Origin of the sequence: Orlajensenia flava, from assembly GCF_004801905.1 — a bacterium.
GTDB classification, from domain to species: domain Bacteria; phylum Actinomycetota; class Actinomycetes; order Actinomycetales; family Microbacteriaceae; genus Orlajensenia; species Orlajensenia flava.
The window spans coordinates 286339-299953 of sequence record NZ_SSSN01000007.1 but is presented as its reverse complement, the minus strand read 5'-3'; the positions used below and the strand labels follow the sequence as shown (position 1 = coordinate 299953).

Annotated in this window: 19 protein-coding genes and 1 tRNA gene; 8 read left to right on the top strand and 12 right to left on the bottom strand. The window is 65.7% G+C overall.

The genetic code is table 11. The features are described from left to right. Positions 1-350: 350 nt before the first annotated feature. Genes E6C70_RS11610 through E6C70_RS11605 form a run of 3 tightly spaced genes read right to left on the bottom strand, consistent with a single transcriptional unit; the run spans position 351 to position 1964 of the window. Positions 351-986, bottom strand: a complete 636-nt coding sequence (locus E6C70_RS11610) for an anthranilate synthase component II (RefSeq protein WP_136424692.1) — start codon at positions 984-986, stop codon at positions 351-353. Then, positions 983-1141, bottom strand: coding sequence for a hypothetical protein (locus tag E6C70_RS16725; RefSeq protein ID WP_168770936.1), 159 nt, complete (start codon positions 1139-1141; stop codon positions 983-985). Before E6C70_RS16725 ends, E6C70_RS11610 begins: the two co-directional genes overlap by 4 nt. Before the next feature lie 7 nt (positions 1142-1148). After that, on the bottom strand, positions 1149-1964 hold the full coding sequence (locus tag E6C70_RS11605; protein WP_235833411.1) for a class E sortase: 816 nt from the start codon (positions 1962-1964) through the stop codon (positions 1149-1151). Between the two features lie 45 nt (positions 1965-2009). On the opposite strand from E6C70_RS11605, the gene E6C70_RS11600 reads away from it, so the two are divergent. Further along, positions 2010-2252 (top strand): cell division protein CrgA, encoded by a 243-nt coding sequence (locus E6C70_RS11600; protein WP_136424691.1) that lies wholly within the window; start codon positions 2010-2012, stop codon positions 2250-2252. Between the two features lie 159 nt (positions 2253-2411). On the opposite strand, the gene E6C70_RS11595 is transcribed toward E6C70_RS11600, so the two are convergent. Together E6C70_RS11595 and E6C70_RS11590 are read right to left on the bottom strand one after the other, a co-directional pair. Further along, positions 2412-3263, bottom strand: a complete 852-nt coding sequence (locus tag E6C70_RS11595) for a rhomboid family intramembrane serine protease (RefSeq protein ID WP_136424690.1) — start codon at positions 3261-3263, stop codon at positions 2412-2414. Positions 3264-3269: 6 nt separating this feature from the next. After that, a complete protein-coding gene (locus E6C70_RS11590) occupies positions 3270-3809 on the bottom strand; it encodes a peptidylprolyl isomerase (protein ID WP_136424689.1) in 540 nt (179 codons plus the stop codon). A gap of 81 nt (positions 3810-3890) precedes the next feature. On the opposite strand from E6C70_RS11590, the gene E6C70_RS11585 reads away from it, so the two are divergent. Continuing rightward, positions 3891-4454, top strand: a complete 564-nt coding sequence (locus E6C70_RS11585; RefSeq protein WP_235833410.1) for a hypothetical protein — start codon at positions 3891-3893, stop codon at positions 4452-4454. A 72-nt stretch (positions 4455-4526) separates the two neighbouring features. Here E6C70_RS11585 and E6C70_RS11580 read toward each other — a convergent pair whose 3' ends face one another. Then, positions 4527-4979 carry an NUDIX hydrolase gene (locus tag E6C70_RS11580; RefSeq protein ID WP_328590847.1) on the bottom strand — a complete coding sequence of 151 codons (453 nt, stop codon included), beginning with the start codon at positions 4977-4979 and terminating at the stop codon, positions 4527-4529. 37 nt (positions 4980-5016) lie between these two features. Here E6C70_RS11580 and E6C70_RS11575 point away from each other — a divergent pair, with 37 nt between their 5' ends. Then, on the top strand, positions 5017-5373 hold the full coding sequence (locus tag E6C70_RS11575; protein ID WP_136424688.1) for a hypothetical protein: 357 nt from the start codon (positions 5017-5019) through the stop codon (positions 5371-5373). Positions 5374-5510: 137 nt separating this feature from the next. On the opposite strand, the gene E6C70_RS11570 is transcribed toward E6C70_RS11575, so the two are convergent. The 3 genes from E6C70_RS11570 to E6C70_RS16720 all read right to left on the bottom strand — a co-directional run bounded on the left by E6C70_RS11570 (position 5511) and on the right by E6C70_RS16720 (position 6819). After that, on the bottom strand, positions 5511-6179 hold the full coding sequence (locus E6C70_RS11570) for a hypothetical protein (RefSeq protein WP_136424687.1): 669 nt from the start codon (positions 6177-6179) through the stop codon (positions 5511-5513). Beyond that, positions 6176-6547, bottom strand: coding sequence for a hypothetical protein (locus E6C70_RS11565; protein WP_136424686.1), 372 nt, complete (start codon positions 6545-6547; stop codon positions 6176-6178). Before E6C70_RS11565 ends, E6C70_RS11570 begins: the two co-directional genes overlap by 4 nt. A gap of 203 nt (positions 6548-6750) precedes the next feature. Continuing rightward, positions 6751-6819, bottom strand: a tRNA-Ala gene (locus E6C70_RS16720). Between the two features lie 365 nt (positions 6820-7184). Between E6C70_RS16720 and E6C70_RS11560 the strand changes: the two genes are divergently transcribed. Next, positions 7185-8060: an NADP-dependent oxidoreductase gene (locus E6C70_RS11560; protein WP_235833409.1), complete on the top strand. Its 876-nt coding sequence runs from the start codon at positions 7185-7187 to the stop codon at positions 8058-8060. Between the two features lie 384 nt (positions 8061-8444). On the opposite strand, the gene E6C70_RS11555 is transcribed toward E6C70_RS11560, so the two are convergent. Then, positions 8445-9266 (bottom strand): oxidoreductase, encoded by an 822-nt coding sequence (locus tag E6C70_RS11555; RefSeq protein WP_136424684.1) that lies wholly within the window; start codon positions 9264-9266, stop codon positions 8445-8447. 972 nt (positions 9267-10238) lie between these two features. Next, entirely contained in the window at positions 10239-10742 is a 504-nt protein-coding gene (locus E6C70_RS11550) for a CGNR zinc finger domain-containing protein (RefSeq protein WP_136424683.1), read from the bottom strand. 92 nt (positions 10743-10834) lie between these two features. Here E6C70_RS11550 and E6C70_RS11545 point away from each other — a divergent pair, with 92 nt between their 5' ends. The 3 genes from E6C70_RS11545 to E6C70_RS16710 all read left to right on the top strand — a co-directional run bounded on the left by E6C70_RS11545 (position 10835) and on the right by E6C70_RS16710 (position 12869). Continuing rightward, complete coding sequence (locus tag E6C70_RS11545; RefSeq protein WP_136424682.1) at positions 10835-11716, top strand: alpha/beta fold hydrolase; 882 nt, start codon at positions 10835-10837, stop codon at positions 11714-11716. 45 nt (positions 11717-11761) lie between these two features. Beyond that, entirely contained in the window at positions 11762-12406 is a 645-nt protein-coding gene (locus E6C70_RS11540; protein WP_136424681.1) for an NAD(P)-dependent oxidoreductase, read from the top strand. Positions 12407-12710: 304 nt separating this feature from the next. Continuing rightward, complete coding sequence (locus E6C70_RS16710; protein WP_168770934.1) at positions 12711-12869, top strand: hypothetical protein; 159 nt, start codon at positions 12711-12713, stop codon at positions 12867-12869. A 225-nt stretch (positions 12870-13094) separates the two neighbouring features. On the opposite strand, the gene E6C70_RS11535 is transcribed toward E6C70_RS16710, so the two are convergent. After that, a complete protein-coding gene (locus E6C70_RS11535) occupies positions 13095-13442 on the bottom strand; it encodes a MarR family winged helix-turn-helix transcriptional regulator (RefSeq protein WP_136424680.1) in 348 nt (115 codons plus the stop codon). A 32-nt stretch (positions 13443-13474) separates the two neighbouring features. Between E6C70_RS11535 and E6C70_RS17190 the strand changes: the two genes are divergently transcribed. Continuing rightward, positions 13475-13597, top strand: a complete 123-nt coding sequence (locus E6C70_RS17190) for a hypothetical protein (protein WP_268895960.1) — start codon at positions 13475-13477, stop codon at positions 13595-13597. Positions 13598-13615 lie beyond the last annotated feature (18 nt).

Sequence of the window (13615 nt, the reverse complement as noted above, 5' to 3'; positions counted from 1 at the left end):
CTGCCGCGAACTCTTCCCACTCCTCTGCCCCCATTGACATATAGAAGCTTCGAAACCCGCCACTCGCACCTGCGAGGGCCTCGATACGCGGAGCCGCTGCGCGTCTGCAGTGGCACTGCCGGTTGAGTAGCGCGCGACGAAGGAGCACGCGTATCGAAACCCGCCACTCGCACCTGCGAGGGTCTCGATACGCGAAGCCGCTGGCGCGTCTGCGCTACTCGACCGGCGGTAGTGCTGGTTGAGTAGCCCGCGAGCGCAGCGAGCAGGCGTATCGAAACCCGCCACTCGCACGTGCGAGGGCCTCGATACGCGAAGCCGCTGGCGCGTCTGCGCTACTCGACCAGCAGCACTCAGAGGCGGACGAGCGGTGTTTTGCCGAGCGCTGACGCGCGAGCGCCCGTGAGACCCGCACCCTCCAGCCAGTTGCCGAGCAGAGTGTAGCCGCCCTCTGTCAGCACCGACTCGGGGTGGAACTGCACGCCGTACAGCGGCGCATCCCGGTGCGTGACCCCCATGATCACTCCGCCGGCCGTACGCGCGGTCACCTCGAGCTCCTCGGGTACCGTGCCGTCCACGACCGCGAGCGAGTGGTACCGCGTGGCCGTGAAGGGCTGCGGCACGTCGTCGAACAGCGAGCTGTCGTCGTGCGTGACGACCGAGGTCTTGCCGTGCATCAACTCGTCGGCGTTCGTCACGGTCGCGCCGAAAGCCTCCGCGATCGCCTGATGCCCGAGGCAGACTCCGAGCAACGGCTTCTGCGCGTCGTACGCAGCCCGCACCACCGCTATCGAGACGCCGGCATCCGAGGGCTTGCCCGGTCCGGGCGAGACGAGCACGGCGTCGTACTCGGCGATGCGGTCGGCCGCCTCCTCGGGCGTGAAGTCGTCGTTGCGCACGACATCCGTTTCCGCTCCTAACTCCCGCAGGTAGCCGTTCAGGGTGTAGACGAAACTGTCGTAGTTGTCGATCACGAGCACGCGCGTCATTGGCCGACCGTCGCTTCCTGGGGGGTGATGATCTGGTCGACCCACGGGAACACCCAGGTGGCCAGGGCGAACAGCACCGCGGAGATGAGGACGATGACGAACACGATGCGCAGCCAGATGGGGCCGGGCAGAACGCGCCAGAATGCGGCGAACACGGGTCTCCTAACCGGCTGCTGGTTCAGCCGCGACGAGCGAGGCGATCTCGGATGGCGGACCGGCGGATGTCGGGCGCCAGCTGTCGAACACGCCGTACGCGATCATGCGCTCGGCCGTGGAGTACAGCGGGTTGCAGGTCGTGAGGGTGATGAGGCGATCACCGGCGGCCGCTCCATCCGTGTCGGGAACAGGATCGAGCACCGACACGTGGTCGGCCGTGACGTACTGCAGGTTGCGGAACCGGTAGGTGTACCAACCGTCCTGGGTCTGCACGACGATGGGGTCGCCGAGCTGGAACTCGTTGAGCACGTGCATGCCGCCGCCGTAGGCACTGCGGTGGGAGGCGATCACGAAGTTGCCGACGGCGCCGGGCATCTGCGTCTGCGGATAGTGCCCGATGCCGAGCTTGGTGCTGTTGAGCACGTCGGTGCCGGTGCCCTCGGCGATGTTGCGCTGGTAGCTGCTGCCGAAGCGAGGGACGAACAGGATGCCGAACTGCTTCCCTTCACCGACCGCGGCCTCGACGGGCGGGTCTCCGAAGCTCCCGGCGGTGGGGGTGGGCGTCGACCCGTCTCCCTGTGCGTGCGCCTGCTCGATCCACTTCTGGCTCTGCTCGGACGCGGCCTTGGTCTGCTGCCCGGCTGTCACCCAGTCGTTCCACCACAACTGCCAGCCGATGAACAGGAGGACGAGCACTCCCGCGGTGATGAGGACCTCGCCGAGAACGCTGAACACCGTGGCGCGCGACCGGCGGCGCGTTGGTTCGACACCAGCGGATGCCGCTGGCTCGGGCGGGGATTCGCCAGCCGTCGGGTCGGTCATGGCTCGATTCTAAGCTCGACGGCTGCGCAGGATAGAATCACCGACATGGCACGCACCAAGTCGACGAAGCCCGAGCGCCCCGCTGAGGCACGCAGCAGCGAGGATGTCCCGAACCCGGTGTGGTTCAAGCCCGTCATGGTCGGCTTCCTGCTGCTGGGCCTCGTCTGGATCATCGTCTTCTACGTGAGCCAGGGCCAGTTCCCGATTCCCTCGATCGGTTCGTGGAACATCCTGGTCGGCTTCGGCATCGCCATGATCGGCTTCCTCATGACCACACGGTGGCGCTGACCCCCACCGTTTGTACCCCGAAGCCGTCGACCCTCATCGTGATGTCGGCGGCTTCGTCCGTTGTTCACCCCCCGTTCGCGGCAATTACACACGTGTAACTATCCCCAGTGTTAATAACCCTGTGGATAACTCCGCGTCCCGGTGAAACGGGAGTTTCCGTCATGACGCCAGCGGGAAGATCAGGTAGCGGCTCGCGAGGACGAGGAGCACGACGGAGAGTGCGACGAGGAGGGCGATCTGAACCCCTTTTCGACGCGGGCTGCGCGTCTCGACGAGGATCAGTCCCACCAGTGCGCCGGCGGCCAATCCTCCGACATGCGCCTGCCACGCGATGTTCAGCCCAGGGACGAACCCGATCACCAGGTTGATGCCGACGAGCACCAGAAGTTGCGTCATGTTGCCGCCCAGGCGGCGTTGGATCACGAGGAAGGCGCCCATGAGGCCGAAGATCGCACCCGATGCTCCGACGACCGGGGTGTTGGGTGCGGCGAGAAGCACGACGCCGACCGACCCGGCCAGCCCGCTGATCAGGTAGAGCGCGAGAAAGCGACCTCGACCGAGCATCGGCTCGAGCAACTGACCGAAGATCCACAACGTGTACATGTTGAGGAGGATGTGGAAGATGAACCCGGTCGAGTGCACGAACACCGCCGTCAGCAGGCGCCACGGCTCAAAGGCCACGTCACTCACGTACAGCGGGGCGAACAGGAGCTGCGCCGTCGCGTTGAGGCCGGGCACCCACTGCAGCAGGAAGACCAGCACCGTGATGCCGATGATGGAATACGTCACGACGGGAGCGCCGCGCCCGCTCAGGCGAGTGAGGATGGCCGGCTTGGTGCGGGGGGCTTCGGCCCGTTGCTGCTTCATGCACTCCGGGCAGATGACGCCGACCGCCCCGGGTGTCTGGCACTCGGGGCAGATCGTGCGTCCGCATCGCTGGCAGAGCACGAAGCTCGCCCGATCCGGATGCCGGTAGCAGACGTTCGCATCGACACCCGGGGAATTCGTCACAGGGCTCTAGACCTCGTCGACCGTGATGGACTCGATGACGACATCCTGCAGCGGCTTGTCGCGTCCGTCGGTGGGGACGGCGGCGAGCTTCTCGACGACCGCCTGGGAGTCGGCATCCTCGACGGCCCCGAAGATGGTGTGCTTGCCCTGAAGCCAGGTGGTGGGGGCGACCGTGATGAAGAACTGAGACCCGTTGGTTCCCTTGCCGCCCTGGGTGCCGGCGTTGGCCATGGCGAAGACGTAGGGCTTGGTGAAGTCGAGGTCGGGGCTGATCTCGTCATCGAAGGTGTACCCGGGTCCGCCGAAGCCCTGACCGAGCGGGTCGCCGCCCTGGATCATGAAGTTCGGGATGATGCGGTGGAAGATGACGCCGTCGTACAGCGGCTCCGTGCTCTTCTTGCCCGTGGACGGGTGGGTCCACTCGATTCCGCCGGTGGCCAGACCGACGAAATTCTTCACGGTCTTCGGGGCGTGGTTGCCGTAGAGGTTGACCTTGATGGGGCCGACGGAGGTGTTGATCGTTGCGACAGCAGTGTGCTTGGACATGGGCTCAATCCTACCGACGGGCTCTTATCCAAGCTGGGCGAACGCGACAAGCCCCTAGCGAACACTCCAATCGGTGGCAAGATGGGAGAGTTCGCCACCGACGTGATGGAGGTCAAGATGGGCCTGTCCCGCAAGCGCAAGAAGGAATTGAAGAGGCTCCGCGCCAGTGTGGAGCAGTTGTGGGGTAACCAGCAGGATGTGCTCGGTCACGCAAACCACGTTGCGCGGGAGGCTGGCCGCCAGGTCGGTTACCTCACGCGTGAAGAGGTGACGCCGCGCGTTCGCGATGGATACAGCCACTACGTGCAGCCCGGAGTGGATACCGCTCGCGGCTTGGTCAAGAATGCCAGCGACGGTGTCGTGCCCGCACTGGGCAACGCGTTGGGAGCAGTGCTCTCCATCGGCGATGTCGCCAAGGACGCTCGCGTGCGCGCAGCGGTCAAGCGCATCGGCGCCGAGAAGTACCTGCCCAAGCAGAGCAGCGGCCCCGGAGTCGGCACCTACATCGCCATCACCGCGGGAGTCCTCGCCGCTGCCGGTGTCGCGTACGCGGTCTGGCAGACGTTCCGGGCGGATGATGAGCTGTGGATCGCCGACGAGCCGGTTTCGCCGACGACCTCGACGGCTGGCACCTCCAGCATATAGTTCTCGATCGAAGGCCGTCACCCGCGTGGTGACGGCCTTCGTCGTGCCCGTGCCCCATCACGGGTGGACTAATCAGTCCCGGCGGAACGTTCCTGTCGGGGGCTCGTCGGCATCCAGTCGCAGGCCCACCCGCACCAGATCGACCGTGGGAAGCGCCGACACCTCGTCGAGCGGAACCCAGCGGGCCTCATCCGTGCTGCCGCCGATCTCGTTGCGCAACTCCCCCGAGACCACCGACGCCCGGTAGACGATGCGCAGTGCCTGCAGTGGCCTGCTCGCCTGCGTGTGGCGGCGCGCCGTCGGGATGACCTGCGTGTCGATTCCGAGCAGCCGATCGAGCCGGGCGACGTAGCCGGTCTCCTCGAGGATCTCGCGCACGGCCGCGTCGGCTGGATGCTCGCCGGGGTCGATGCCTCCACCCGGCAGCGTCCACCCCGTTCGGCCGTGCTCGTTCCAGTGCGAGAGCAGCATCGATCCGTCACGGATGATCACTCCATACGCGGCGACGCGGATGTCCATGGCCATAGCGGTTACCTTATCTGCAGCCGATAAAGTATTCCGCATGACGGATGCGACGACGCGCTCGCCACTCTCCCGGTGGGTGCTGGTGGTCTTCACGGCCGGGGTGGCACTCGCCGCTCTCTGGCTGGCGTCGCGTCTGGCCGGTGTGTGCTCGTCCGTGGGTGGAACGACATCCTCGTGCGCCGCCTCCGGCCGGCCGACGCTCGCCGTCATCGGCGGCGTCGTCGTGGTGATCGTCGCCATCGGCACGCTGATCGCGACGGCTCTCGCCCCCGAGGAGGTGAGGCGCCAACTCTTCGCCCTCCTTTACGCCTGCCTGGTCATCCTCGCCGTGCTGGCGCTCGTCACGACTGTGGCCTCGGGCGGCTTCACCCTGCCCCCGACCTTCGACCTGTGACCACTTCCGCCGTATATCGGGTCGTCATCCTCTTCTCGACGTCGTAGCGATGTGGGCTGCGATCGGGGTGTCGGGCCACGCCTACGACGTACGGACCGGCATCGTGAGCACCGTCGTCGATAACGGAAGTAGAACCCTCAGCGGGCCCGGGCGATGATCGCTGCGGCGATCGCGTCGGCATGCGGCTGATGGATGATGGAGAAGCCCGAGCCGCCCATCGTGAACAGTTCTGAGCAGGTGTACTGGCCCGGGCAGTCGGAGACCGCCTTCTCGTCGGGGAGGGCGCCGGGCAGTGCGGCATCCGCAAGCCCGGCCGTGAGTTCGGTCGTGGAGATCTGATCCGTGACCAGATCCGCGCGCTGCGGGGCGATGAAGAACCCGACGCTGGCCTGGTCGGCGACCTCCGCAGCGCAGATGAGCAATCCAGCGCGTGGGATCGCGGCGTCGGTCGGGGTGTTCGGCGTATCCGCTCCCTTCTCGGCGACATAGGTGGCCGAATTCGCGCCCAGCGTGGACGCGAGCAGGGTCGCCGGCAGGAAGCTCTCGCATCCGCCGACCGCTGTGGATGGCGCCGGCGAGGCGGTCGGGGGCGCCGTGCCGAGCTGCTCGGGTGCGGCAGCACCCACGGCGGCGAAGACGTCGGTGATGGCCGGGGCGACATGGTCGAGCAGGGACTCGCCGATTCCGACGTAGATGGAACGGTCGGAGTTGCACCCCGCGGCGTTCACCCGGACGGCCACCCACGCGTCATTGATCACGGCGGATGCCTCGCTGCCGGGATCGCCGCAGGTGGCGGATGCGGTCACGGAGCCAAAGCCTTCGTCTGCGTGGTCGGCGCGTCGCCGAGCTGCACCGGGTGGTAGACGTCGGCGGCGTTCGGGAGGATGTCGACCCAGAAGTAGGCCCAATCACCCTCATACGCGAAGTCGTCCGCCGGCGCGGTGCCCGCACGCCAGGAGCACTGCAGCCCTCCGGCTGCCGTGACGGCTCGGGCCCTGAGGTCGTAGTCGGGCTGAAAAGCCGGAACGACCGTCGGGGCTGCGCCGGAGCCTCCCGTCAAAGCTGACGTCAGGTGCGCGGGAGCGACCAGGTCACTGCACGCGAGCGCCGGGGCCGGGGCGGGGTGCTCGACGTGGGCTCCGGTGTCCGGACCGCTTCGGGTTCGGCGGCGCATCCGGTCATCGCCAGCAGAGCCAGCAGAACCCCAGCTGGAAGGATCGCACGTTTCGCTGACCTGAACGCGACGTTACACGATGCCATGGCCTCACCCCCAGACAGCGACCGTTGACCGATTGTCTCGCATCCCCGCGGCATTCGCCCCTGGTGGTGGGAGTTTCGTCGTAAGTTCGTCGGGCGAGGGCCGAGCAGCAGATGTTATGGAGCCTAGGAGAATCGAACTCCTGACATCCCGCTTGCAAAGCAGGCGAGATTCGCGCGATCTCGGGCTCGACACGGGTATCAGGGCGCACCCGAGGCGCACGCGGACGCGGACGCCCTCGTAGTCAAGGCCCCCACCCGATGCTCACTCACACAAAAGAGTTGACAGGCTCAGTCCGCAGCATCGCTCACACAGCACCGAGCGGGTCTCCCTCCACGACCCCGTCTTGGCGCATGGCCCTGATCGTAGTGCCGTCCCAACCGCGGTGAGGACAACGCCTTGTATCATGCCGTTGGTCGGCGCCTCTCGCGTCGACCGGTCAGATCGAGGAACGGACCAGATGACCTACTCGGCAGCTCTCCCTCAGACAGCGCGGGCTGTGCGCTTCGATCGCTACGGGACACGGGACGTCCTGCAGGTTCGAGAAGTACCCATGCCGCGACCTTCTGCCAGCGAAGTGCTGGTGGAGGTGAGAGCGGCAGGCATCAACCCGGGTGAGGTGATCATCCGCTCCGGCGGTTTGCACGACCGGTACCCCGCGACGTTCCCCTCTGGTGAGGGCACCGATCTCGCGGGAGTCGTCGTCGCTACCGGATCGGACGTCACTCGCTTCGACATCGGGGACGCCGTTCTCGGGTATTCGTGGGCGCGATCGAGCCACGCCTCGCACGTCGTCGTGCCCGAGTACCAACTCATTGCTAAGCCGGAACAGCTGGCTTGGGAGGTCGCTGGAGCCCTCGATGTCGCCGGTACCACGGCCGTCGCCGCCGTGAGAGCAATTGCGGCTCACCCCGGCGAAGTCATCGCAGTCTCCGGTGCCAGCGGCGGCGTCGGGACGCTCGTGACGCAGCTCCTCGTGCGACAAGGCGCACTCGTGCTCGGTATCGCATCGACCGCCAGCGCCGAGCGACTCAGCGCACACGGAGCGGCCCCCGTCCCTTACGGCCCCGACCTGGCCGACCGGCTCCTCGCCGCCGGAGGAGGGAACGTCGACGCGTTCATCGACCTGTACGGACCCGAATATCTCCACCTCGCAATCGACCTCGGAATCACCCCCGACCGCATCGATACCGTCGTGTATTCCGACGCAGCTGTCGCGCTGGGCATCCGCATGGCCGGAGCCGCCTCACTCCCGGACCAGGAAATACCCGAGGTACTACAAGCCCTCGCAGATCTCCTCGCAGCGGGCGAACTCGAGCTGCCGATCGCCGCGACGTTCCCGCTGGAGCGAGTCATCGACGCCTTCGAGCAACTCGAACACGGACACACCCCGGGAAAGATCGTCCTTATCCCACATCAGAAGAACTGACCACTCCTGACGCCCAGAACGCGTTGCTTGTCCACGCGCCTCATTGCCGTGTTTGGCAGACGTAGACCAGCGGAGCCCGCCAGTTCTTCCGCGCCCGAGGGCGGTAGTCTCAACAACCGTATCCTTCCCGTACACCGGGACGGCGGACCCGAGGCGTGGGCGCAGAGGCGTTGAGGGCTGGATGTCCAGCGCTGACGCGTTCTGGTTCCTGCTCGAGCTTGGTGCCGACCCGGGCGACGAGCGGGGTGCGCATTCCCGCAGCGCCTCGACGACCTTTCAGTGCGAAGACCCGGTTCACGCTCGGCGGCGACGCACCGTCCGGGGGTCTGATGAGCCTGCCTGTGAGACGTGACTATAGAAATGATATCCGTGACTTACGAGCGGCTACGCCTCAGTTGACTCGCTGATGCTGCGCCACTCCGTCAATTCTGAACGAACGGATTCGATTTTGTGTTCAATGGTTGACACCGCGTCGCGTCCAAGTGGGAGGCGGAACGGGGGCGTCTCTGCGGTCACGGCGCTAATCAGTGCCAACGCGCCGAGGTCCGGGTCGTTCGCCTGGCTTCCACTGCGGGATCGGCTGGCTGCGCGGATCGGGTCGATCGTCGCCGCGTAGTCCTCGATGGATGTACTGGCCGATTGAAGCGAGGTGCTGTCAAGGAAGTCCGTGCGGAAGCTGCCGGGCTCGACGATCGTGACGCGGATGCCGAGCGGCTTTACCTCCGCGGCGAGAGCTTCGCTGATTCCTTCAAGGGCAAATTTTGTGGCGCCGTAGACGCCCCAGCCCGGCGACTGCGCAAATCCACCCATTGAGCCGATGTTGACTACCGTTCCCGAGCCTTGATGGCGCATGACGGGCAGGACTGCGCGGGTGACCGCGAGGACGCCGAACAGGTTGGTGGCGAATACTTCCTGCACGTCGGAGGCCGTCGCCTCTTCGACGGCTCCGAGTAGACTGCGGCCCGCGTTGTTCACAAGGAAGTCGATGCGCCCGAATCGCTCGACCGCTGCCCGTACTCCGGTCACCGCGTCGGATTCGCTCGTGACGTCGAGACGGACCGGCAGTAGGTCAGCATGTTTGGGCTGGTCTTGTGCCGCTTCCGGCCGACGGCTGGCTGCGACGACCTGGTCGCCCCGAGCCAGGGCCTGCCGCACGATCGCCGCGCCGAGCCCGCGGCCTGCACCTGTGATGAACCACACTGCCATCGTTCACGCTTCCATCTCCTGCGCCACCTTCAGCGCGTTGTCGCGACGGGACGACCTCGAGCCCACTCAAGGTCAAGCAGTTCCGTCCTGCCGTCACTCCCTGAGCTTTCGACCAATTGCCGATCAGTGAGGTCACCAGACGGCCTCGCACCCTTCGCTTGCTCTTAGCAAGCCGGTCTGCTCTTTGAGCCAGTTTATCGGCAGCTGGACACCGCCCATCCTCAGAGCGGGATGTCCTCGAACTGAACGTGTGCGACGCACTCCGCGGAACAGGGATGCCTCCCGCAGACCTGCGCCGCTACATCCCCGCTGCACGCTCCGGACCCGAGACGGTTCAGGAGCGGCACGCGTTGCTGAAGGTGCATGAAGCACGGGTGCGCGACCAGATGCGCGAACTGCAGCGGTCTCTCGATGTCATCACCGCTGAGGTACAGATCTACGGACGCGATAGAGATCGGCCCAGCCGACATATCCTGGTCTGAACGCACCAGCCTGAACGTGGGCCGGGCGTCGACACCCACCCGGACACCGTCCGCAAACGAGGTCTGTCTTCGGAAGCTGGTCGCTGAACCGGCGCAGTACGCACGCCGGCACTGCGCAGTCTGACGGCACCGCAGCGGTGCTCGAGGAGACGACAACGCGCAAGCGTTGCGGCGGACGTTAGCAGCCCGTCCACTCCGCCAGCAGCCTCGCGACCACCCTGATCTGGATCAAAAGCGACTTGATCAACACGGACTAGGTTGCTCTCCGTGACCCGGACGCTAGGACCTCAAGTGACTTTGAGGTCCTACTCCGCAAGCACAGCCGACCAGGCATCGCAGCGACGTAGGGAGCGCGCGGTCTCCGCCTGGCGCTGGGTTGGAAGACGAGCAGGGTGTCACCGAGAACGTGTGGACCGCTTTACCGCGACGCGTCCGCTATTGGATCGCTAGTACCGCCGCCTGGTTGACTGGCTGAGACCGAAGACCGGAATTAGGCCTCCGCCCGTAGGCGGTCGTAGTGCCGTCGGGCCTTTGCGCGATTACCGCACGTGGCCATCGAGCACCACTTCGCTTGGTTCGACCGGCTGCGGTCGAACAGGAACCGGCGGCAGGCGATGTTCGCGCAGGCTCGAATACGGCCGGGATGCTCCCGCTGCGCCTGCGCCCACGCCAGCACGACGCGGCTCGCTCCGCTTCGTCCCGGCGGAAAGGTTCGACTCCAGCGCAGTTCACCCTGCTCGAAGGTCGGCACGGCCGCGATGTCGCGGAGCCACTGATCGATCCCTACAGGCGTAGCCGCTGAGCGTACTGCATCTTGGAGCGCCCCCCGAGCGGCGATGAGGTACCCCTGCTCCTCGAGCGAGTCCTCCATTCCGTGCGCCACGAGCCACAGCTGGCCGATCTGGCCACTGAGCTGGTCCCGCTGCTCCCCCGCGTAGATCGGTGTGGAGTTCAGCACCTCCAGCAATAGATCGTCGTCATTCCACTCATTCATCACCTAACCCTACTGCGCCGTTTGACAAGTTAGACATGCCGGGACTACTGTCGCAGCACCTAACCACATCAAGCGATCTGAGGAGTTAGATCATGCGTGCGGTGCGATACCAAACGATGACCGTCGACGGGCTCGAGGTCTTCTACCGGGAGGCGGGTGACCCGCAGCGACCTACGCTGGTGCTTCTGCACGGCTTTCCGTCGAGCTCGCACATGTTCAGGGATCTGATTCCACTGCTAGCGGACGACTTCCACCTGATCGCGCCGGATCTGCTCGGCTTCGGCTATTCCGCTGCTCCCTCGGTGAAGCAGTTCAGCTACACGTTCGATTCCTTGGCCGAGGTGACAGCGAAGTTGCTCCGACAGCTACATGTCGAGTCATACTCCATCTACGTCCAGGACTATGGCGCGCCGATCGGATGGCGGCTCGCCCTGACTGACCCGGGAGTAATCGAAACGATCGTCAGTCAGAACGGCAACGCCTATGAGGCAGGGTTCTTCGACAGCGCGTGGACGCGCCGCGCGATGGCGTACGGAGCGGACCCATCGGCGGAGCATGAGGAAGACGTCCGCGGCGCCTTCACCTTGGACGACGTGCGCTGGCAGTACCTGACCGGCACGCCGAATCCCACGTTGCTGTCGCCGGATGCGTGGCACCACGCCGTCGATCGGCTCGCACGCCCTGGGGTCGACCAGATCCAGCTCGCGCTCTTTCGCGACTACCGCAACAATGTTCCGCTGTACCCGGAGGTCCACACGTACCTCCGTGAGAGCGCCGTACCGACCCTCGTCGTCTGGGGTGAGGGAGACCAAATCTTCGGCCCCGACGGTGCGCGAGCCTTTGCGGCAGACGCTATCGAGCCGGAGATCCACCTGCTTCCGGGCGGCCACTTCCTCCTGGAGAGCGCTGCCCCCGAAGTGGCTGCGCTGATCCGCGATTTCCTCAACCGCCGCCTCATCACCGTGCATCCCTGAAGCAACACCCTCACCTCACCGAACCGAGCAGAAAGAAGAACGCACATGGCTCGCATCACCATCATCGGAGGAACGGGATACGCTGGCAGCCATCTCGTTGCCGCCGCGGTCGCCCGCGGTCATCGCGTGACCTCGTACAGCCGCCGAACACCCTCCTCCCCTCCCGCGGGCGCGAAGTTCATAGCCTTCGATCTACTCGACGGAGGACAACTGCCTCGTGCAGCCCTCGACACGGACGTGTTGATATCCGCGCTTTCACCACGCGGTCCGTTGGCCGGACAGACTCGGCAGCTGCTGGCCGACCTGGCGGAGCGAGCTCGCGCTGAAGGGGTGCGCTTCGGGGTGATCGGCGGTGCCGGCACGCTCCGCATCAGCGAGAACGGCCCCGTGGTGCAGGACACCGAACACGTGCCGGCGGAGTTCAAAGCCGAGGCGCGGGAGATGGGTGCCGTGTTGGGGGACCTACGGGAATCGGATCAGGCGCTGGACTGGTTCTACGTCAGTCCCGCCGCAGGATTCGGCTCATGGGCACCGGGCGCCGCAACCGGGACTTACCGCATCGGCAGCGATGTACTGCTCACCGACTCGGAAGGCAACTCGGAGATCTCCGGCGCTGACCTGGCCGACGCCGTCATGAACGAGATCGAATCTCCCAGGCACCGCCGCGCCCGCTTCTCGATCGCCTACTAGCACTAACGGTGCGTACATCGCCGGAGCCGCCAGCGACGAAAGTACCCGTCGCGTTGGGTGCCCTCGTCGTTCTCGGACCACTCGCTCGGGCGCGGTCTATGGCTCCAACTCCTGGGTGCAGGTCGACGGGTCTATTTCCGGGCGGTTGGGAGCGACATTCACCTGGAGCACCGAGGGGCTGTCCGACATACCGTCGACAGTCAGGGAGATAGTTCGGGAGCGGAGCGTCGCTTGGTCCGGGACTACTCAGGGCATAACGGGAAGGCATGTATAGACGTTCGAGCCGACGGAGCGCGGCACGCTCGTGCGCACGGAGGAGTCATCGTCCGGCGACGTCGTCGTGACCAATCAGCACCAGCTGCAGCAGGCGCTCGACGCCTCGCTCGCGTCTGGGTTGCAACAGCTGAAGAAGGAGGTCGGGCGGGGGCAATCGCCGCCGGAAGAGCAGCAGTCGTTCGAGTAGAGGGCGGCCGGCCCGGGCCTGTCGATCAATCCGCATCTTCAGCGCCCGTAAGCGCGAGGCAAGACTTCAGGTCGCGTTGTGCGTAACAACTCGGGTTGATCGTGACTGCAACGAAGATCGGTCCCATCAGTGAGATGGCGCCCGCTTCGGCGAGGAGAACAGATTCCGCCACTGCTCGGTCCTAGCGCAGCAGTTGTCATGACGCGATTGTAGAGACGTCGGGTTTCAGGCCGATTGCTGTGCGTGAGCCGTCAGGATCTTCTCGAGCAGAGCGTGGAGTTGTCGTCGTTCGGCCGCTAATAAGGCCTTCAGCGGATCGTCCTGCGCGAGACTAGCCCGAGTGAGCAGGTCGACTCGGTGCGCTTGGCCGAGCGAAGTGACCCCGATCTTGTTGCGACGGCGGTCTGCATCCGGGACGCGTTTCACGTAGCGTCCGGCCTGCAGCCGATTGACGACGGCATTGATGTCGTTGCGGTCCAGACCCAGTCGGCGGCCGAGATCGGCCTGACTGAGCCGGCCGTACTCGTCGAGCGCGGCGAGCACCGCTGAGTCGGCGCGCGCGGTCAGCGGCATCCGCCGACCCGTCAGGCGAGTAGCCAGGGTGGATGCTTTGCTCAGCTGCCGTCCTTGGGCGCCGCATCGAGTATCGGCCGATGACGGTGGCCGAGCAGACCGAGCAGTTCGTCGGCTTCGGGATGTCCGCCGGCGTGGCCGGAATGAATGCGTAAGCGCTAGCGCTTTTCGCT

Bases quoted from the DNA above. Each gene is read 5' to 3' on its own strand.
- E6C70_RS11535 (WP_136424680.1), bottom strand. From the start codon at position 13,442: ATGCCGCTGACCGCGCGCGCCGACTCAGCGGTGCTCGCCGCGCTCGAC.
- E6C70_RS11540 (WP_136424681.1), top strand. From the start codon at position 11,762: ATGGCTCGCATCACCATCATCGGAGGAACGGGATACGCTGGCAGCCAT.
- E6C70_RS17190 (WP_268895960.1), top strand. From the start codon at position 13,475: ATGCTTTGCTCAGCTGCCGTCCTTGGGCGCCGCATCGAGTATCGGCCG.
- E6C70_RS11590 (WP_136424689.1), bottom strand. From the start codon at position 3,809: ATGTCCAAGCACACTGCTGTCGCAACGATCAACACCTCCGTCGGCCCC.
- E6C70_RS11605 (WP_235833411.1), bottom strand. From the start codon at position 1,964: ATGACCGACCCGACGGCTGGCGAATCCCCGCCCGAGCCAGCGGCATCC.
- E6C70_RS11565 (WP_136424686.1), bottom strand. From the start codon at position 6,547: ATGCGCCGCCGAACCCGAAGCGGTCCGGACACCGGAGCCCACGTCGAG.
- E6C70_RS11610 (WP_136424692.1), bottom strand. From the start codon at position 986: ATGACGCGCGTGCTCGTGATCGACAACTACGACAGTTTCGTCTACACC.
- E6C70_RS11575 (WP_136424688.1), top strand. From the start codon at position 5,017: ATGACGGATGCGACGACGCGCTCGCCACTCTCCCGGTGGGTGCTGGTG.
- E6C70_RS11545 (WP_136424682.1), top strand. From the start codon at position 10,835: ATGCGTGCGGTGCGATACCAAACGATGACCGTCGACGGGCTCGAGGTC.
- E6C70_RS11555 (WP_136424684.1), bottom strand. From the start codon at position 9,266: ATGGCAGTGTGGTTCATCACAGGTGCAGGCCGCGGGCTCGGCGCGGCG.
- E6C70_RS11585 (WP_235833410.1), top strand. From the start codon at position 3,891: ATGGGAGAGTTCGCCACCGACGTGATGGAGGTCAAGATGGGCCTGTCC.
- E6C70_RS11560 (WP_235833409.1), top strand. From the start codon at position 7,185: ATGCCGCGACCTTCTGCCAGCGAAGTGCTGGTGGAGGTGAGAGCGGCA.
- E6C70_RS11580 (WP_328590847.1), bottom strand. From the start codon at position 4,979: ATGGCCATGGACATCCGCGTCGCCGCGTATGGAGTGATCATCCGTGAC.
- E6C70_RS11550 (WP_136424683.1), bottom strand. From the start codon at position 10,742: ATGAATGAGTGGAATGACGACGATCTATTGCTGGAGGTGCTGAACTCC.
- E6C70_RS11600 (WP_136424691.1), top strand. From the start codon at position 2,010: ATGGCACGCACCAAGTCGACGAAGCCCGAGCGCCCCGCTGAGGCACGC.